This is a genomic window from Mycobacterium sp. UM_WGJ, assembly GCF_000455125.1.
GTDB lineage: Bacteria > Actinomycetota > Actinomycetes > Mycobacteriales > Mycobacteriaceae > Mycobacterium.
Genome location: NZ_AUWR01000011.1, coordinates 74,096 through 92,497, shown reverse-complemented (window position 1 = coordinate 92,497; position 18,402 = coordinate 74,096). Strand labels below are relative to the sequence as shown.

The 18,402-nt window shown below is 66.5% G+C and carries 14 protein-coding genes; 1 reads left to right on the top strand and 13 read right to left on the bottom strand.

Annotated elements, in window-relative coordinates; all coding sequences use genetic code 11:
- Positions 1 to 22 precede the first annotated feature (22 nt).
- The 13 genes from N416_RS0104875 to N416_RS0104815 all read right to left on the bottom strand — a co-directional run bounded on the left by N416_RS0104875 (position 23) and on the right by N416_RS0104815 (position 17,959).
- Positions 23 to 784 (bottom strand): crotonase/enoyl-CoA hydratase family protein, encoded by a 762-nt coding sequence (locus N416_RS0104875; RefSeq protein WP_024441005.1) that lies wholly within the window; start codon positions 782 to 784, stop codon positions 23 to 25.
- Positions 781 to 1,494: a PaaX family transcriptional regulator C-terminal domain-containing protein gene (locus tag N416_RS0104870; RefSeq protein WP_024441004.1), complete on the bottom strand. Its 714-nt coding sequence runs from the start codon at positions 1,492 to 1,494 to the stop codon at positions 781 to 783. The genes N416_RS0104875 and N416_RS0104870 overlap by 4 nt, the downstream gene beginning before the upstream one ends.
- Positions 1,495 to 1,523: 29 nt before the next feature.
- Positions 1,524 to 2,459, bottom strand: coding sequence for a crotonase/enoyl-CoA hydratase family protein (locus N416_RS0104865; protein ID WP_024441003.1), 936 nt, complete (start codon positions 2,457 to 2,459; stop codon positions 1,524 to 1,526).
- Positions 2,460 to 2,473: 14 nt separating this feature from the next.
- Positions 2,474 to 4,114: an acyl-CoA dehydrogenase family protein gene (locus N416_RS0104860; RefSeq protein WP_024441002.1), complete on the bottom strand. Its 1,641-nt coding sequence runs from the start codon at positions 4,112 to 4,114 to the stop codon at positions 2,474 to 2,476.
- A 332-nt stretch (positions 4,115 to 4,446) separates the two neighbouring features.
- Positions 4,447 to 5,205, bottom strand: a complete 759-nt coding sequence (locus N416_RS0104855; RefSeq protein ID WP_024441001.1) for a deoxyribonuclease IV — start codon at positions 5,203 to 5,205, stop codon at positions 4,447 to 4,449.
- 34 nt (positions 5,206 to 5,239) lie between these two features.
- Positions 5,240 to 6,721 carry a glutamate--cysteine ligase gene (locus tag N416_RS0104850; RefSeq protein ID WP_024441000.1) on the bottom strand — a complete coding sequence of 494 codons (1,482 nt, stop codon included), beginning with the start codon at positions 6,719 to 6,721 and terminating at the stop codon, positions 5,240 to 5,242.
- A 153-nt stretch (positions 6,722 to 6,874) separates the two neighbouring features.
- The gene (locus N416_RS0104845; protein ID WP_024440999.1) at positions 6,875 to 10,825 is read right to left on the bottom strand and encodes a DNA-directed RNA polymerase subunit beta'; all 3,951 of its coding nucleotides are present in this window, start codon (positions 10,823 to 10,825) and stop codon (positions 6,875 to 6,877) included.
- Between the two features lie 38 nt (positions 10,826 to 10,863).
- On the bottom strand, positions 10,864 to 14,394 hold the full coding sequence (locus N416_RS0104840) for a DNA-directed RNA polymerase subunit beta (protein ID WP_164517861.1): 3,531 nt from the start codon (positions 14,392 to 14,394) through the stop codon (positions 10,864 to 10,866).
- Positions 14,395 to 14,780: 386 nt separating this feature from the next.
- Entirely contained in the window at positions 14,781 to 15,833 is a 1,053-nt protein-coding gene (locus N416_RS0104835) for an ABC transporter ATP-binding protein (protein WP_024440997.1), read from the bottom strand.
- Positions 15,834 to 15,913: 80 nt separating this feature from the next.
- Positions 15,914 to 16,102: a carotenoid oxygenase family protein gene (locus tag N416_RS24220; protein ID WP_024440996.1), complete on the bottom strand. Its 189-nt coding sequence runs from the start codon at positions 16,100 to 16,102 to the stop codon at positions 15,914 to 15,916.
- A gap of 95 nt (positions 16,103 to 16,197) precedes the next feature.
- Positions 16,198 to 16,584: a 50S ribosomal protein L7/L12 gene (rplL, locus tag N416_RS0104825; RefSeq protein WP_024440995.1), complete on the bottom strand. Its 387-nt coding sequence runs from the start codon at positions 16,582 to 16,584 to the stop codon at positions 16,198 to 16,200.
- Between the two features lie 54 nt (positions 16,585 to 16,638).
- On the bottom strand, positions 16,639 to 17,259 hold the full coding sequence (gene rplJ, locus N416_RS0104820; RefSeq protein ID WP_024440994.1) for a 50S ribosomal protein L10: 621 nt from the start codon (positions 17,257 to 17,259) through the stop codon (positions 16,639 to 16,641).
- A gap of 259 nt (positions 17,260 to 17,518) precedes the next feature.
- Positions 17,519 to 17,959, bottom strand: coding sequence for an anthrone oxygenase family protein (locus N416_RS0104815; RefSeq protein WP_024440993.1), 441 nt, complete (start codon positions 17,957 to 17,959; stop codon positions 17,519 to 17,521).
- A 71-nt stretch (positions 17,960 to 18,030) separates the two neighbouring features.
- Here N416_RS0104815 and N416_RS0104810 point away from each other — a divergent pair, with 71 nt between their 5' ends.
- Entirely contained in the window at positions 18,031 to 18,354 is a 324-nt protein-coding gene (locus tag N416_RS0104810; protein WP_024440992.1) for a helix-turn-helix domain-containing protein, read from the top strand.
- Positions 18,355 to 18,402: the final 48 nt, after the last annotated feature.

Below are 18,402 nucleotides of genomic sequence, written 5' to 3'. Positions count from 1 at the left end.
TGCGGGGGACGGGCCGCCGGCGTCACGCTTTAGCGCCGTGGCGGCCGGCCCCGCCGGCGAAGCGGCCCGCCCCACGCAGCGCCTCGTCGGCAACCCGCTCGATGCTTTCGAATTCGGCGTCCATCGCGTGGGATTCGGTCATGCCCCACTGCCGCAGCGCCGACAACCGATCCGAGCGCAGGCAACCCTGTGGCAACTCCGCCAGTTCGCGGGCCAGCTGCTCGGCCGCGCTCCGCGCCTCCCCCACCGGGACAACACGATTGGCCAGTCCGATCGCGAGCGCCTCTTCGGCGTCGACGGCACGGCCGGTGAGGATCATGTCCATGGCGCGACTGTGGCCGATCAGTCTGGGTAATCGCACGGTGCCGCCGTCGATAAGCGGAACGCCCCAGCGTCGGCAGAACACGCCGAAGTTCGCGTCGGCCTCGACCACTCGCATGTCACACCACAGCGCCAACTCCAGGCCACCGGCCACCGCGTAACCGCTGACCGCGGCAATCACCGGTTTGGACAACATCATTCGGGTCGGACCCATGGGGCCAGGCCCGCTGCGGTGGGTCTGATTGGCGTTCGGCGTACCCATTGCTTTGAGATCGGCTCCCGCGCAGAAGGTTCCGTGGTCGCCCCACAGCACGGCAACCGACGCGCTCGCATCGCGGTTGAACTCGTCGAACGCCTGATACAGCGCGGCGGCGGTCGGGCCGTCGACGGCGTTACGGGCCTGCGGCCGATCCAGGATCACCGTGGTGACCGGGCCACTGCGCTCCACGCGCACCGCACTCATCGCAGCACCGCCTCTCGGTCCGCGTCGCGTCGCGCGCCCAGTTCATTGGCGAACTCTGCGTAGCCACTGCGGATCCGGGTCCCCGGCCAGTCCGCAGGAAGCAGTTCGGGTGGCAGCACCGGGTCGAGGCGCAGGTGGCGAACCATGGCCGCCGCCACGATGAAGCGGCTTGGTATGTCCTCGGCGTCGGCCATCGCGGCCAGCAGCTCGTGGCCAGTCTGCGACCACCCCGCCAGATCCCACAGCGTGGCGGCCAAGTCAGCGGGCTTCTCGTCGCGAGCGGTGAGCAACCGGGTGTATCTCCCGAGCTCCTCGCCCAGCTCGACGTCGATGTTGTCCGGGCGCATCCAGAATCCCTCGCGCAGCTCGGCGAAGCGCCGGTTAACCAACCCCGAGCGCAAAGCCGCCCGGGTTCGCGCATCGCAGCCGATGCTGGTGATCACCACGGCCAGCCAGCCACCGTCCCAGCGCTTGGTCTGCGGATTCAGCGCCGCGTCCTGGAGACGCTGTCGCTCCAGCAGACGCTCGGACAGCCCGTACCCCTCGACCGAGCGGACCAGGTCCCCGGCCGCGACCAACCGGGTCAGCGCCACCCGCAAGGCTGTTTCTTTGATCCCGAAGCCCGTTGTCAATCGCAGCAATTCAGCCGCCGTGGCCGATGCGGGGTGGGCCCCCAGCAGCACCGACAGAACTACCGAGCGGGCCGTCATACGCACTGGCTTTGACATCGGGTGGCCGCCTAGACCCCGGAAGTCTTCCGGCCGTAGTCGCCGAACGGTTCGTCGCGGTGCCGCACCGCGTCGCGGAACCCGTGCTGCACCGCGTCGGCGACGAATGCGTGCCCCTCCGGCGTGTGCCGGGCCACCCCGTCGAACACGGTGCTGACCATGCGGCTGGTGGCCACGCCCTGCTGGAGCAGTGCGGTGTTGAGGGCGAGTTTCGCCATGATCAGTTGGTTGACCGGCATGGCGGCGATACGGGCCACCAGGCGTTCGGTGCGCTCGTCGAGATCAGCGGGGTCGGGGGCCTCGATCGCCAGGCCCCATTCGGCGGCCTGGGCTCCGCTGATGCAATCTCCGGTCAGCAGTAGACGTTTGGCACGCTGGTCGCCGAGCCGGTGCGCCCACAGCCCGGCCGCCGGCACTCCCCAGACCCGCATCGGCGGGTAGCCGATCTTGGCGTCGGACGCCGCGATCACCTGGTCGGCGTGGAGCGCGATGTCGGTGCCACCGGCCACGCAGTAGCCGTGGATCTTGACCACGGTGGGCTTGTCGGCGTGCATCAGTGAGGCGAAGCCGCGGACGAAGCGGCTCATCATCTGGTAGTCGATCATCGGATCCCACGGCTGATCCGAGCGGTGGTTGGTCGCCTGTGTCTTACCGTCGAGCACACTGCCCCGGTAGTTCTCCCCGCCCGCCGACGCTGAGCCTTCGGCGTAGGCGCCCAGGTCGAATCCGGCGCAGAATCCCTCGCCGCGACCCGACACCAGGATCACATGCACGTGGGGATCCAGGTCGGCGCGTTCCACCAGCGCCGACAGTTCCAGCGGGGTGTCGGCCGTGATGGCGTTGCCGTGTTCCGGGCGGTTGAAGGTGATCCGGGCGATGCGGTCGGTGACCTCGTAGGTCATCGTCCGAAGGTTGTCGAACTCGACCGGGGCGATGTGGTGTCGCATGGCGTGCGCTGACCTCAGCCCTTGACCAGGGCACGCTCGATGATCGGCCCGAGGTCGAGGCCGGCCGGCAGGGTGCCGAACGCACCACCCCATTGGCCGCCGAGCCGCGTCGCCAGGAACGCCTCGGCGACGGCCGGGTGGCCGTGGCGGACCAGCAACCCGCCCTGCAACGCCAGGCAGATGTCCTCGGCGATCTTGCGCGCCTGGTACTGGGCGGCGACCACGTCGGCGCCCAGGTCCGCCAGCCGGGCTTTCAACGCGTCGACGTGGGCGTCGAGGCGGTGATCCTGGCCGGCGGTCTCGGCGAGCTCATCGAAGAGCACGGCCACCGATTGGGGCTGGGTGGCCAGGGCGCGCAGGGTGTCCAGGGCGCTGACGTTGCCCGAACCTTCCCAGATGCCCATCAACGGTGCCTCCCGGTAGAGCCGCGGCATCAGGGAGTCCTCGATGTAGCCGTTGCCGCCCAGGCATTCCATCGCCTCGGCGGCGTGCGGGGTGGCGCGCTTGCATACCCAATACTTGGTGGCTGCCAGCCCGATCCGGCGCAGCAGGCCCTCCCGTTCATCTCCGCGGACCGCCTTGTCGGTGGCGCCGGCCATCCGCATCGACACCATGGTGGCGGCCTCGGCCTCCACCGCCAGGTCGGCCAGCACGTTACGCATCAGTGGCTGGTCGATCAGGTAAGCGCCGAACGCCTTGCGGTGCTGGGCGTGGTAGCTGGCGCGAGCCAGTCCCATCCGCATGCTGGTGGCACTGCCCAGCGCGCAGTCCAGGCGGGTGAGGTTGACCATCTCGATGATGACCGAGACCCCGCGGCCCTCCTCCCCCACCAGCCAGGCGGTCGCGCCCTCGTACTCGATCTCACTTGAGGCGTTGGCGTGGTTGCCGAGCTTGTCCTTGAGCCGCTGCAGCCGCATCCGGTTGCGGGTGCCGTCAGGCAGGATCCGGGGCAGGAAGAAACAGCTCAGTCCGCCGGGAGCCTGCGCCAGCACCAGGAACACGTCGCACATCGGGGCGGAGGTGAACCACTTGTGCCCGGTCAGGGTGTAGCTGCCATCAGCGTTCGGCACCGCCTGGGTGGTACCGGCGCGCACATCGGAGCCGCCCTGCTTTTCGGTCATCGACATCCCGGCGGTGATGCCGGCCTTGGTGGCCGGCACCTTCAACTCGGGGTCGTAGACCCGGCTGGTCAGCAGGGGCTCGTAGGTCTTGGCGAGTTCGGCGTTGTTGCGCAGCGCGGGCACGATCGCGTAGGTCATCGAGATCGGACAGACGTGGCCCGGCTCGGCGGTCCACACCCCGGTTTGCGCGGCGCGGACGACATGTGCGCCGGGTCGCGGGTCGGCCCATGGGGCCGCATGCAGGCCGTGGGCAATCGCGGTGCGCATCAGCTCGTGGTAGGCCGGGTCGTACTCCACTTCGTCGATCCGGTTACCGACGACGTCGTGGGTGTGCAGCACCGGCCGGTTGCGGTCGGCCAGCGCGCCCCAGCGTTGCACCTGCTTGGATCCCGAGATCGCACCGAGGTCGGTGACCTCGTCGACGCCCCATTGGCCGCCCTCGCGGATCAGCGACTCGATGAGGACCGGGGACGACGCCGGGTTGTAGCCTTCCAGCGGAGGGACCTGGTTGGTGACGATGTGCGTATCGGCCATAGCCGCATATTACATTTTTTGCACGCATGCACAATAGATGTAATAAAACTGATGTCAGCACACAAAAAACGGCGGTCACGGCCTGGGGTCGGGAGGTTCCAGGCTGTGACCGCCGTCGTTTTGGGGCGCCGGACTAGGTGCTGCGCACTCCCCCCACACCATGCTGGTGTCGCTCAGGCATTTGGACCCCCTCCAGCCCTGAGACGTGTGCGCAGCTGCCGCGGTCACGGCGCCTAGGAAAGTTGTAGCACACATCCGACCCAATGTCGCCCATTGCGTGATAAATCAGACATTTCGGATGTTTTTTCCCGGTCGGAGCCCCGGGGTCCAAGTCAGCTGAGCCGATCGCGCAGGAACGCTATGTCGGCCTTGCGGCCCTCCTCCGCGGTCTCGCAGATCACCGGGGCACCGGCGGCCTCGACCACGGCGACCAACAGGTCGGGGTCGATCTGGCCGTCACCGAAGTTGGCATGCCGGTCCCGTCCGGAGCCGGGCGCGTCCTTGGAGTCGTTGCAGTGCACCAGATCGATGCGGCCGGTGATCGCCTTGATGCGCTCCACAGCGTCGGGCAGCGATTCCCCGGCCGCCCAGGTGTGGCAGGTGTCCAGGCAGAACCCGACGCCGGTGTCACCGATGTGGTCCCACAGTTTGGCGATGGTGTCGAAGTGGCGGGCCATCGCATAGTCACCCCCCGCGGTGTTCTCCAGGTACACCGGGACGGTGCTCTCCAGACGGTCCAGCGCCTTGCGCCACCGCGCGAACCCGGCCTGCGGATCGTCGTCGTCGGCCGTCACGTGGCCACCGTGCACGATCACCGCGGCCGCGCCGATGTCAGCGGCCGCCTCGCAGGTCTGCTGCAAGATGGTGCGCGACGGGATGCGCACCCGGTTGTTCGGCGAGGCGACGTTGATCAGATACGGCGCATGCACATAGATCGGCAGCGCCGCCGCGCGAAGTTGCGCCGCGTCCTCGCGCGGTTTGGGCGGCTTCCAACTCTGCGGGTTACCGAGGAAGATCTGCACCACATCGGCGCCCTCGGCTTCCGCGGCCGCCAGCGGATTCTGCGGGCGCACATGGGATCCGATCAACACGGCGGCCAGCCTACCGGCGCCGCGACCGGACACCTCAGCCCAGTTCTGTCGGCCAGGTGTGCACCGGCTGGTTGGTGTGCATGTGTGTGCAGTAGCGGCTCAGCATCTCCGCCAATGCGTCCTGCCGGCTCAAGCCCTGGGCCTGTAGCGCGCGGACCGTCGACACCTGCCAGGTGGCGCCGTTGCGTCCGGTTGCCACCCGGTCGGCGATGATGCCGAGGAACCGGTCGATCACCTCGGCGGCCACGCCCCACTCCTCGAGCCCGTGGCGGGCGAGCGGCAACAACTCACGCCGGGTCAGTTCCGCCACGCTCACCTCGCCCAGCTCCGGCCAGAACAGCCGGGCATCCATACCCAGGCGCGCGGCGCGGCGAAAGTTGTCGTGTGCCACCGCAAAACTCATCTGGGTCCACAGCGGGCGCTGGTCGAGGGCCAGGCTGCGCAGCAGCCCGTAGTAGAACACCGCATTGGCCACCATGTCGGCGACAGTGGGACCCGAGGGCAGGACCCGGTTCTCCACCCGCAGGTGCGGTCTTCCGTCGACCACGTCGTAAACCGGGCGATTCCAGCGGTACACCGTGCCGTTGTGCAGCCGCAGCTCGGCCAGTTGCGGGGTGCGTCCCCGGGCCAGCTCGTCGGCCGGGTCCTCCTCGGAGACTTCGGGAAGCAGCGACGGGAAGTAACGCACGTTCTCCTCGAACAGGTCGAAGATCGAGGTGATCCACCGCTCGCCGAACCACACCCGGGGCCGCACCCCCTGGTTCTTCAGTTCGTCGGGTCGGGTGTCGGTGGACTGCGCGAACAACTCCACCCGGGTCTCCGCCCACAGGCGGTGACCGAAGAAGTAGGGCGAGTTGGCGCCGATCGCCAGTTGCGGGCCGGCCAGTACCTGGGCGGCGTTCCAATAGTTGGCGAAGTCGGCCGGCGAGACCTGCAGGTGCAACTGCATGCTGGTGCAAGCCGATTCCGGTGCGATGTTCTCCGCGTGCAGATTCAGCGGCTCGGGGCCGTCGATGTCGATGTCGATGTCTTCGCCTCGCGCCGCGAAGATCGAGTCATTGAGCGCCGCGTACCGCGCCGAATCACTCATCCAGTCACCGGCCAGATGTTCGGGCATCAGGGTGGGCAGGATGCCGATCATGACGATGCCCGCATCGTTTGTGCGGGCTTTGGCCTGCGCGTCATTGAGGCTGGCACGCACCTCGGCTTCCAGTTCCAGGGCTGCGCGCGCGGTGAACTGACGAGGCGGCACGTTGAATTCGATGTTGTAGGAGCCCAGTTCCCGTTGGAATGCCGGATCGTCGATCGAGGACAACACGCCGGCATTCGACATGGCCGGGTGATGGTCGTCGCCGATCAGGTTGCCCTCGATCTCCATACCGGTCAGCGGCGGCTCACACTCGAAGCTGGCCTGCGCCAGCATCGTCTCGAAGACGTCCAGGCACTGCTGAATCTTGCGCCGGTATTGGCGACGCTGGGTGCGCGAGTAGGCGGTGCGGTTGACTTCGTCCCCCATCTCAACGATGCAACCCGGTCTGGCGGCCGGCCGCAACCTGGGCAGGCCCGCCTCCCCCTGTGCAAAGCTCCTCACCCGCGCCGCGACAAGACGCGAAAGCCCCCATTTCGAGTTCGAAATGGGGGCTTTCGGGACTGCTCGCGCAGAACGGATCTAGCGGTAGTCGCTGTACCCGTAGTCGTCCAGCGGAACCGCGGCACCGGTGGCGGCGCCGAAGTCCGGGCTGTAGTACTGATCCTCGTAGGACGGGATCGTGTACGCAGCGGCCCGGGCCTCCTCGGTGGGCTGCACGGCGATGTTGCGGTACCGGTTGATGCCGGTGCCGGCCGGGATCAGCTTGCCGATGATCACGTTCTCCTTCAGACCCTGCAGCTTGTCGCTGCGGCAGTTGATCGCCGCATCGGTCAGCACGCGCGTGGTCTCCTGGAAGGACGCCGCCGACAGCCACGAGTCGGTGGCCAGCGACGCCTTGGTGATACCCATCAGCACCGGACGTCCGGCCGCGGGCTCGAGGCCCTCAGCCACCACCCGACGGTTCGCGGTCTCGAACTCGGCCCGCTCGGTCAGCGAACCGGGCAGGAACTCCGTGGCGCCCGAGTCGATGATGGTCACCCGGCGCAGCATCTGCCGGACGATCACCTCGATGTGCTTGTCATGGATCGACACACCCTGGGCCCGGTAGACCTGCTGAACCTCGTTGACCAGGTGGATCTGCACCTCGCGCGGGCCCTGCACACGCAGCACCTCGTGCGGGTCGGCCGAGCCCTCCATGAGCTGCTGGCCGACCTCGACGTGGTCGCCGTCAGCCAGCAACCGCTCCGAGCCGTCCTCGTGCTTGAACACGCGCAGCCGCTGGCGCTTGGGCAGCTTGTCGTAGACCACTTCCTCGCCACCGTCATCCGGCACGATCGTGATCTTGTAGAACTTCTCGCCCTCTTCCAGCTGCACCCGTCCGGCGACGTCGGCGATCGGCGCCTTGCCGCGCGGAATCCGGGCCTCGAACAGCTCCTGCACACGCGGCAGACCACCGGTGATGTCGTCACCGACGCCACCCTGGTGGAAGGTACGCATGGTCAGCTGAGTACCGGGCTCACCGATGGACTGGGCCGCGACGATGCCGACCGCCTCACCGATGTCGACCAGCTTGCCGGTGGCCATCGAGCGGCCGTAGCAGGTGGCACACACGCCGGTTCCGGTGGCGCAGGTCAACACCGAGCGCACCTTGACCTGCGCGATGCCGGCAGCCAGCAGCGCCTCGATCGACGGGTCGCCGAGGTCGTGGCCGCGCTCGATGACGACCTTGCCCTTCTCGTCGGCCGCGTCGACTGCCAACGTGCGGGCGTAGGCCGACGTCTCGATGAACGGGTTGCGGATCAGCGATCCGTCCGCGGCCACCTCGGCCAGCTCCACCATGATGCCGCGCTCGGTGCCGCAGTCGTGCTCGCGCACGATCACGTCCTGGGACACGTCGACCAGACGACGCGTCAGGTAACCCGAGTCAGCGGTACGCAGGGCGGTGTCCGCCAAGCCCTTTCGGGCGCCGTGGGTGTTGATGAAGTACTCCAACACCGTCAGGCCCTCACGGAAGGAGGACTTGATCGGGCGCGGGATGAACTCACCCTTCGGGTTGGTCACCAGACCCTTCATGCCGGCCAGCGTCCGGGTCTGGGTGAAGTTACCCGTAGCACCGGAGTCGACGATGGTGATGATCGGGTTGTCGGCCGGGTAGTGGTCACGCAGCGCCTGACCCACTTCCTCGGTGGCTTCCTTCCAGATCTCCACCAGCGCCTCGTTGCGCTCTTCGCGGTTGAGAGCGCCACGCTGGAACTGCTTCTCCAGCTTGTCGGCACGCTCCTCGTAGGAGTCGAGGATCTCCTTCTTGCGCGGCGGCACCAGCACGTCGGCCATCGAAACCGTGACACCCGAACGGGTGGCCCAGTGGAAGCCGGCGTCCTTGAGCTTGTCGACGGTCTGGGCGACCACAATCATCGGGTAGCGCTCAGCCAGGTCGTTGATGATGACGGCCTGAACCTTCTTGTGCATCTGCTTGTTCACGAACGGGTAGCCGGTCGGCAGCAGCTCGTTGAACAACACCCGGCCCAGCGTGGTCTCGGCGATCCAGGCACCGCCCGGGCGCCAGCCGTTGACCCCGAACAGCTCGGTCTCCACCTCGGCCGGCGGCCGCAGCTGGTCCAGACGCACCTTGATCCTGGCCCGCACGCTCAACGCACCACGGTCGACGGCCATGATCGCCTCGGCCGGCGAGGCGTACACGCCGGTCTCCGGGCGGTCCTTGGCTGCCGGGGTGTATTCGCCTGTCTCACCTTCGATCTCGGTGGTCAGGTAGTACAGCCCGGTGACCATGTCCAGACGCGGCATGGCCAGCGGCCGACCCGAGGCCGGCGACAGGATGTTGTTCGACGACAGCATCAGGATGCGGGCCTCGGCCTGCGCCTCGGCGCTCAGCGGCAGGTGCACCGCCATCTGGTCACCGTCGAAGTCGGCGTTGAAGGCCTCACACACCAGCGGGTGCAGCTGAATGGCCTTGCCTTCCACCAGCTGCGGCTCGAAGGCCTGAATGCCCAGGCGGTGCAGCGTGGGTGCACGGTTGAGCAGCACCGGGTGCTCGGCGATGACCTCTTCGAGGACGTCCCACACCTGAGGACGCTGACGCTCCACCATCCGCTTGGCGCTCTTGATGTTCTGCGCGTGGTTGAGGTCAACCAGTCGCTTCATCACGAACGGCTTGAACAGCTCCAGGGCCATCAGCTTGGGCAGACCGCACTGGTGCAGCTTGAGCTGCGGGCCGACCACGATGACCGAACGGCCGGAGTAGTCGACACGCTTGCCGAGCAGGTTCTGACGGAACCGGCCCTGCTTGCCCTTGAGCAGGTCGGAGAGCGACTTCAGCGGACGGTTGCCCGGTCCGGTGACCGGCCGGCCACGACGTCCGTTGTCGAACAGCGCGTCGACGGACTCCTGCAGCATCCGCTTCTCGTTGTTGACGATGATCTCGGGGGCGCCGAGGTCGATCAGTCGCTTGAGGCGGTTGTTGCGGTTGATGACCCGGCGGTACAGGTCGTTGAGGTCGGAGGTCGCGAAGCGGCCACCGTCGAGCTGCACCATCGGACGCAGCTCCGGCGGGATCACCGGCACCGCGTCCAGAACCATGCCCATCGGGGAGTTACCCGACTGCTGGAATGCGGCGACCACCTTGAGGCGCTTGAGGGCACGAAGCTTCTTCTGCCCCTTGCCGTTCTTGATGATGTCGCGCAGCAGCTCGGCCTCGGCGTCGATGTCGAAGGTCTCGATGAGCTTCTGGATCGACTCGGCACCCATGGCACCGGTGAAGTACTCGCCGTAGCGGTCCACCAGCTCGCGGTAGACGGTCTCGTCGACGATCAGCTGCTTGGGAGCCAGCTTGACGAAGGTGTCCCAGATGTTGTCGAGGCGGTCCAATTCACGCTGAGCACGGTCGCGCAGCTGACGCATCTCGCGCTCGCCGCCGTCGCGAACCTTGCGGCGCACATCGGCTTTCGCGCCCTCGGCCTCCAGCTCGGCCAGGTCGGTCTCGAGCTTCTGGGCGCGGGCCTCCAGGTCGGCGTCGCGCTGGTCCTCGACGGCCTTCTTCTCGACGACCATCTCGGCTTCCAGCGTGGACAGCTCGTTGTGGCGCATCTCGGTGTCGACGCTGGTGATCACGTAGGCCGCGAAGTAGATGATCTTTTCGAGATCCTTGGGCGCCAGGTCCAGCAGGTAACCCAAGCGAGACGGCACGCCCTTGAAGTACCAGATGTGGGTGACCGGGGCGGCCAGTTCGATGTGGCCCATCCGCTCACGACGCACCTTGGCGCGAGTCACCTCGACGCCACAGCGCTCACAGATGATGCCCTTGAAGCGCACCCGCTTGTACTTGCCGCAGTAGCACTCCCAGTCGCGAGTCGGTCCGAAGATCTTCTCGCAGAACAGGCCGTCCTTCTCGGGCTTGAGCGTGCGGTAGTTGATCGTTTCCGGCTTCTTGACCTCACCGTAGGACCATTGCCGGATGTCCTCCGCGGTCGCCAGGCCGATGCGGAGCTCATCGAAGAAGTTGACGTCGAGCACGTAACTCCCTTTCCCCTTGCGGGTTTAGTAGCGAGTAATTAAGCGAGGTCCTCAACAGAGGCGGATTCGTTGCGGGACAGGTTGATTCCCAGGTTCGCGGCTGCCCGCTCCAGGTCCTCGTCCTCGCCTTCGCGCAATTCGATCGCCGCACCGTCCTTCGCCAGCACCTCAACGTTGAGGCACAGCGACTGCAGCTCTTTGAGCAGCACCTTGAAGGACTCCGGGATACCCGGTTCGGGGATGTTCTCGCCCTTGACGATCGCCTCGTAGACCTTGACACGACCGACCGTGTCGTCGGACTTGATCGTCAGCAACTCCTGCAGCGTGTACGCCGCACCGTAGGCCTGCATGGCCCAGCACTCCATCTCACCGAACCGCTGGCCACCGAACTGCGCCTTACCGCCCAGCGGCTGCTGGGTGATCATCGAGTACGGGCCGGTGGAACGCGCGTGGATCTTGTCGTCCACCAGGTGGTGCAGCTTCATGATGTACATGTAGCCGACGGTCACCGGGTACGGGAACGGCTCACCGGAGCGACCGTCGAACAGCATCGCCTTGCCGTCACCGTTGACCATGACCTCGCCGTCGCGGTTGGTCAGCGTCGAGGACAGCAGACCCTGCAGCTCGGCCTCCCGCGCACCGTCGAACACCGGCGTCGCGGTGCGGGTGTCGGGCCCGGCGGCGTACAGCTCCTCGGGGAGCTTGTCCGCCCAGTCCGGCACACCGGCCGCCACGTCGATGTTCCAACCGGTCTTGGCGATCCAGCCCAGGTGGGTCTCCAGGATCTGACCGATGTTCATCCGTCGCGGCACACCGTGGGTGTTCAAGATGATGTCGACCGGGGTGCCGTCCGGCAGGAACGGCATGTCCTCGGCCGGCAGGATCTTGCCGATGACGCCCTTGTTGCCGTGGCGACCGGCCAGCTTGTCACCGTCGGAGATCTTGCGCTTCTGCGCGACGTAGACGCGCACCAGCTCGTTGACCCCGGCGGGCAGCTCGTCGTCGTCCTCGCGGGAGAACACCCGGATGCCGATGACCTTGCCGGACTCGCCGTGCGGCACCTTCAGGGAGGTGTCGCGGACTTCCCGGGCCTTCTCGCCGAAGATCGCGCGCAGCAGCCGCTCCTCGGGCGTCAGCTCGGTCTCACCCTTGGGGGTGACCTTGCCGACCAGGATGTCGCCGTCGCGGACCTCGGCGCCGATGCGGACGATGCCGCGCTCGTCGAGGTCGGCCAGCACCTCGTCGGAGACGTTCGGGATGTCCCGGGTGATCTCCTCGGCGCCCAGCTTGGTGTCACGGGCGTCGATCTCGTGCTCCTCGATGTGGATCGAGGTCAGCGTGTCCTCTTCGACCAGCCTGTTGGACAGGATGATCGCGTCCTCGTAGTTGTGCCCTTCCCACGGCATGATCGCCACGAGCAGGTTCTTGCCCAGGGCCATCTCACCGTTGTCGGTGCACGGGCCGTCCGCGATCACCTGGCCGGTCTCGACACGCTGGCCGGCGTCGACGATCGGACGCTGGTTGGCGCAGGTGCCGTGGTTGGACCGGTTGAACTTGCGCATCCGGTAGGTCTGCCGGGTGCCGTCATCGGCCATAACCGTGACGTAGTCGGCGGACACCTCCTCGATGACACCGGTCTTGTCGGCGACGATCACGTCGCCGGCGTCGATCGCGGCGCGCAGTTCCATGCCGGTACCCACCAGCGGTGCCTCGCTGCGCACCAGCGGAACCGCCTGACGCTGCATGTTGGCACCCATCAGGGCGCGGTTGGCGTCGTCGTGCTCGAGGAACGGGATCATGGCCGTGGCCACCGACACCATCTGGCGCGGCGAGACGTCCATGTAGTCGACCTCGGCGGAGGAGACGTACTCGACTTCGCCACCCTTACGGCGGACCAGAACGCGGTCCTCGCTGAAGCGGCCGTCGTCCTCCAGCGGCGAGTTGGCCTGCGCCACAACGTGGCGGTCCTCCTCGTCGGCGGTCAGGTACTCGATGTCATCGCTGACCACACCGTCGTTGACCTTGCGGTAGGGGGTCTCGATGAAGCCGAACGGGTTGACCCGTGCGTACACCGACAGCGATCCGATCAGACCGATGTTGGGGCCTTCCGGGGTCTCGATCGGACACATCCGGCCGTAGTGGGACGGGTGCACGTCACGAACTTCCAGGCCGGCCCGCTCACGCGACAGACCGCCCGGCCCCAGCGCCGACAGCCGGCGCTTGTGGGTCAGACCCGACAGCGGGTTGTTCTGGTCCATGAACTGGGAGAGCTGGCTGGTGCCGAAGAACTCCTTGATCGCGGCGACCACCGGGCGGATGTTGATCAGGGTCTGCGGCGTGATGGCCTCGACGTCCTGAGTGGTCATCCGCTCACGGACCACGCGCTCCATCCGGGACAGACCGACCCGGATCTGGTTCTGGATCAGCTCACCCACGGTGCGCAGACGGCGGTTTCCGAAGTGGTCGATGTCGTCGACCTCGACGGGAACCTCGACACCACCAGGCACCGTCATGGTGGCCGATACGCCATCCTGAGCGGCCTGGTGCAGACGCACCAGGTACTCGATGGTGGCCACGATGTCCTCTTCGGTCAGCGTGGTCGGCTGCGACTCGCCCGGGTTGGCGGTCAGGCCCAGCTTCTTGTTGATCTTGTAGCGACCCACCCGCGCCAGGTCGTAGCGCTTCTCCTTGAAGAACAGGTTCTCCAGCAGCGTCTGCGCGGACTCCTTGGTGGGGGGCTCGCCCGGACGCAGCTTGCGGTAGATGTCCAGCAGCGCCTCGTCGGAGTTGGCGGCGTTGTCCTTCTCCAGCGTCGACATCATGATCTCGGAGAAGCCGAAGCGCTCGCGGATCTGCTCGGAGGTCCAGCCCAGCGCCTTGAGCAGCACGGTGACCGGCTGCCGGCGCTTGCGGTCGATACGAACGCCCACCAGGTCGCGCTTGTCGACGTCGAACTCCAGCCAGGCGCCGCGGCCCGGGATCACCTTCACCGAGTGCAGCGTCTTCTCGGTCGACTTGTCGATGTTGGCGTCGAAGTACACGCCAGGAGAACGCACCAGCTGGGAGACCACCACCCGCTCGGTGCCGTTGATGATGAAGGTGCCCTTCTCCGTCATCATCGGGAAGTCACCCATGAACACCGTCTGGCTCTTGATCTCGCCGGTGTTGTTGTTGATGAACTCCGCGGTGACGAACAGCGGGGCCGCGTACGTCATGTCCTTGTCGCGGCACTCCTCGACCGGGGCCTTGACCTCGTCGAACCGCGGGTCGGAGAACGACAGCGACATCGAGCCGGAGAAGTCCTCAATCGGGGACAGCTCTTCGAGAACCTCTTCGAGGCCACCCTTGGGCGCAGCACCGGTCTGCGCGGCCATCTTCTCGCGCCACTCCGACGCCCCGATCAGCCACTGGAACGAGTCGGTCTGCACATCGAGCAGACCCGGAACCTCGAGGGGTTCACGCAGCTTGGCGAAGGAGACCCGGTTCGGGGCTCCGGGCACAGAACTATTGGGAGAATTCTGGGTGGTAGTACCTGAAGCGTTCTTTTTGCTCTGGCGGGAGACTGCCAAGATGCATCCTTCCAGCACCTAATGCGGCCAGCGGATTCCGGCTCTCACCGGACCCGTTCGCTGCGAATATTCGACCGTTGGTTCGGCTGGCGAACGCTCTGTCCGGTCTCACGCACAGCCAAACCACGAGGTGACAAGCCAAAACGAGCCAATAACGTGACTCAGGCTGGTACTGCGGTGTTCGGGTGCGGGTAAGGGATGGGCAGAAGGAAGCCAGCGCAACGTCCAACAATAGCGCAGGCTGACGCAATCCTCAACTGCGATGCCCCGGGGCCCTATCGGTGCTGGCTGACCTTCCGCCGGGCTCTCCGCACGTGTGCTGGTGACCAGATTGGACCGTTTAGGTCCGTCCGTCAAGAGCTGACACGGGGTGAGCCTGCGCGGATTCAGCCAGGCGGGGTCGGGATCGACGCGGTGGGAGCCTCTTCGTCTGCCGGGAAGTCGTGCACGGCGTACTTGTGGGTGCCCTCCAGCTCGTCCCGGATGGCCGCCTGGGCGTTGGGGGGCAGGGTGTGCAGGATCTCGCGCACCCGAGCCCGGCGTCGGGCCACACCCTGGCGCTCCGGCAAGCCAGGGGTCGCGCTCAGCTGAGGCGGCACGCCCTCGATCTCTTCCACGCCGCCGTCGCTCTGCCCGGCGGCGATCATGGCCTCCTCGGCCGCCGCGGTCGCCTGGTCCTTCTCCTCGGACATGCCGATCGGGCCGATCCGTCGGCCGTTGAGGAACTGGCGCACCACCGGCTCGTCGGACGTCAGCAGCACCTCGCGGGGCCCGAACATCACCAGCTCCTTGCGGAACAGCATCCCGATGTTGTCCGGCACGGTCCGGGCGATGTTGATGTTGTGGGTAACGATGAGGATGGTCGCGTCGATCTGGGCGTTGATGTCGATCAGCAGCTGGCTCAGGTAGGCCGTGCGAACCGGGTCCAGGCCGGAGTCCGGCTCGTCACAGAGGATGATCTTCGGGTCCAGCACCAGGGCGCGGGCCAGGCCGGCACGCTTGCGCATACCGCCGGAGATCTCACCCGGGAACTTGTAGCCGTCGTTGGGCATACCGACCATCTCGAGCTTCTCCATGACGATGTCACGGATTTCCTTCTCGGACTTCTTGGTGTGCTCGCGCAGCGGGAAGGCGGTGTTGTCGTAGATGTTCATCGAGCCGAACAGGGCGCCGTCCTGGAACAGCACGCCGAACAGGGTGCGGATCTCGTAGAGCTCCTTGGCCGAACACTGCAGGATGTCGGTGCCGTCGATGACGATCGAACCGCGCTCGGGGCGCAAGAGGCCGATCAGCGACTTCAAGAACACGGACTTGCCGGTACCGGAGGGACCGAGCAGAACGCTGACCTCTCCCTCGGGAATTGTCATGGAGACGTCTTCCCAGATCCGGGCCGATCCGAAGGACTTGGTAAGCCCCTGTACCTCGATGGCGACACCCATTAGTTGAGGTCCTTCCGCAACGTCTATTCGTGCCACGACTGGCTTGTGGCTTGGGCCACTGTAGCGCACGGGTGCGACTGTTATCGGCGGTCCGTCTCAGTCAGTGGTGTCCAGTTGCCGCAGAAGCCCATCGCGACCCGTTGCGGCAGCTGCACGGCAGCCAACGACTCACAGGTCGCGGCGTCGAGGAACCGGGAGTTCCAGGAGTAGGACAACCCGCCCGGCGGCCGGCTGCCGCGATTGACCGTCGCGGTGCTCGGAGTGGGCATCCACGCCTGCCGACCTGGCCGCACAGCACCATCCCGCAGACAGCAGAAGCCCCCGGAACCTCGCGGGTTCCGGGGGCTTCCCCTTGTTCCGGGAACTACTTGACGGTGACGGTGGCGCCAGCCGCCTCGAGCTTGGCCTTGGCGTCCTCGGCAGCCTCCTTGGCGACCTTCTCCAGCAGCGGCTTGGGCGCGCTGTCGACCAGGTCCTTGGCTTCCTTGAGGCCCAGGCCGGAGACGACCTCGCGGACCACCTTGATCACGCCGATCTTCTTCTCGCCAGCCGACTCGAGGATGACGTCGAACTCGCTCTGCTCCTCGCCGGCCTCAGCGGCAGCGGGGGCAGCGCCAGCGGCGGCCACGGCGACCGGGGCCGCAGCGGTGACGTCGAAGGTCTCCTCGAACTGCTTCACGAACTCCGACAGCTCCAGCAGAGTCATCTCTTTGAAGACGTCGAGCAGCTCTTCGGTGGAAATTTTGGCCATGATTTCGGTCCTTTCTGATTCCGGTTAGGGAAGTTGGGTTGGGGTTGTGCCTAGTTATTCGGCGGCTTCGGCCGGAGCCTCGGCGGTCTCCGTCGCGGCTTCGGTCTCGGCAGGCGCCTCGGCGGGCGCCTCGGCAGCAGGTGCTGCAGGGGCGGCTTCCGTGGCAGGCTTCTTCTCCTGCAGTGCGGCTGCCAGGCGGGCCATCTGCGACGCCGGGGCGGCGAACAGTCCGGCGGCCTTGGACAGGTTGGCCTTCATGGCACCAGCCATCTTGGCCAGCAGCACCTCGCGCGACTCCAGGTCGGCGATGCGCTCCACCTCAGCGACGGTCAGCGCGCGACCGTCCATGTAGCCGCCCTTGATGACCAGCGCCTTGTGGTCCTTGGCGAACTTCTTGATGGCCTTGGCGGCGTCGACCGGCTCGCCCTGAACGAACGCGATGGCCGTCGGGCCCGCGAACAGCTCGTCGAGCCCTTCGACTCCGGCCTCGGCCGCGGCCAGTTTGACCAGGGTGTTCTTCGCCACCGCGTAGGTTGCCGCACCACTGAGCGAACGCCGCAGCTCCGCCAGGTTCGCAACCGTCAGACCGCGGTACTCGGTGATCACGGTGGCAGTCGAGCCGTTGAACTGCTCGACGATCTCCGCGACGGCGGCGGTCTTGTCAGCCCGCGCCATGCATACCTCCTCGGTGTCGCTGTTGTTGTCTCAAGTTTTGCTCCACCCGGGAAATAACGAACGCCCCGACGCAGGATGCGGTCGGGGCGTCACAATGTGTGCCGGCGGTGCCGGTGCCTCGTCCTCCTGCGTGGGCCGCCGGGATGTTCCCGGACCTTCAACCGATTGCTCGGTGACCGACGGTCTTTGGTGGATCGCCACACACCATAACGTGACGAGGGCCGATCAGCCAAAACGGCGTCCACCGGCCCGGCGGCCGTTAAGCGATCACCACGCCGACCACGAGCGACACGAAGATCACCGCCAGCATCGCGACGCGCAACCAGTGCAGTCGATCCCAACGCGCGGCCAGCACACGCGACACGTCGTCGGCGCTGCGCCACGCTGCGATCTTGTTGTTGATCGGCACCAGCACCAGCACGGACAGTCCCACGACGACCACCATCAGGCCGGCGCCCACACCGATGAGCCAACGCTGCGGGCCTGCGACGACGGCGACCCCCACCAGCAGTGCGAATGAGGCCAGATACCAGAACGGCATCACCTTCCCCAGTAGCCCGGCGCCGCCCCCGCGGGCGGCCCAGAAGGCTTCGTCGGGCAGGCACCCGAGGATTGGACGAAGAAACGCCGCCACCGCGAACTCCGAACCCAGCAGGCTCCCGACCGCCACCAGCGCAAGTATTTCCACGATCTGCTTCACGACAAGCCACTGTGAGGGTTATGCTGACAAAAAACAAGGTACTGACAAATTAGTCAGCATAAGGAGCGCTGGTGGCGGCATCGAAAACAATCGTCAGTGACTGCCCCATCGACGCCGCACTGTCGGTCATCAACGGCCGTTGGAAGGGCACCATCCTCTGGCGCCTGGCCGACGGGCCGATGCGGACCGCGGAGCTACGTCGCAGCATCCCGGGCATCACCGAACGAATGCTCATCCGTCATCTGCACGAGCTCGTCGCCGACGGGATCATCGAACGCCACGACGCCGGTACCGTGCCGCCCTGTGTGCACTATTCGATCTCTGAGTACGGGAACACTCTGGCCCCGGTGCTGGCTCAGCTGTGCGAGTGGGGCCGCCACCACCTTTCACGCTGACTCAGCCCCGGGAGCGGGGCCGTTGCCGAACCATCGGCAGTAGGTAGT

What these genes read in the sequence shown, in the direction of transcription:
- N416_RS0104875 (WP_024441005.1), bottom strand. Translation starts at nt 784, where the DNA reads ATGAGTGCGGTGCGCGTGGAGCGCAGTGGCCCGGTCACCACGGTGATC.
- N416_RS0104870 (WP_024441004.1), bottom strand. Translation starts at nt 1,494, where the DNA reads ATGACGGCCCGCTCGGTAGTTCTGTCGGTGCTGCTGGGGGCCCACCCC.
- N416_RS0104865 (WP_024441003.1), bottom strand. Translation starts at nt 2,459, where the DNA reads ATGCGACACCACATCGCCCCGGTCGAGTTCGACAACCTTCGGACGATG.
- N416_RS0104860 (WP_024441002.1), bottom strand. Translation starts at nt 4,114, where the DNA reads ATGGCCGATACGCACATCGTCACCAACCAGGTCCCTCCGCTGGAAGGC.
- N416_RS0104850 (WP_024441000.1), bottom strand. Translation starts at nt 6,721, where the DNA reads ATGGGGGACGAAGTCAACCGCACCGCCTACTCGCGCACCCAGCGTCGC.
- N416_RS0104835 (WP_024440997.1), bottom strand. Translation starts at nt 15,833, where the DNA reads ATGGGTGTCGCCATCGAGGTACAGGGGCTTACCAAGTCCTTCGGATCG.
- N416_RS24220 (WP_024440996.1), bottom strand. Translation starts at nt 16,102, where the DNA reads ATGCCCACTCCGAGCACCGCGACGGTCAATCGCGGCAGCCGGCCGCCG.
- rplL (WP_024440995.1), bottom strand. Translation starts at nt 16,584, where the DNA reads ATGGCCAAAATTTCCACCGAAGAGCTGCTCGACGTCTTCAAAGAGATG.
- rplJ (WP_024440994.1), bottom strand. Translation starts at nt 17,259, where the DNA reads ATGGCGCGGGCTGACAAGACCGCCGCCGTCGCGGAGATCGTCGAGCAG.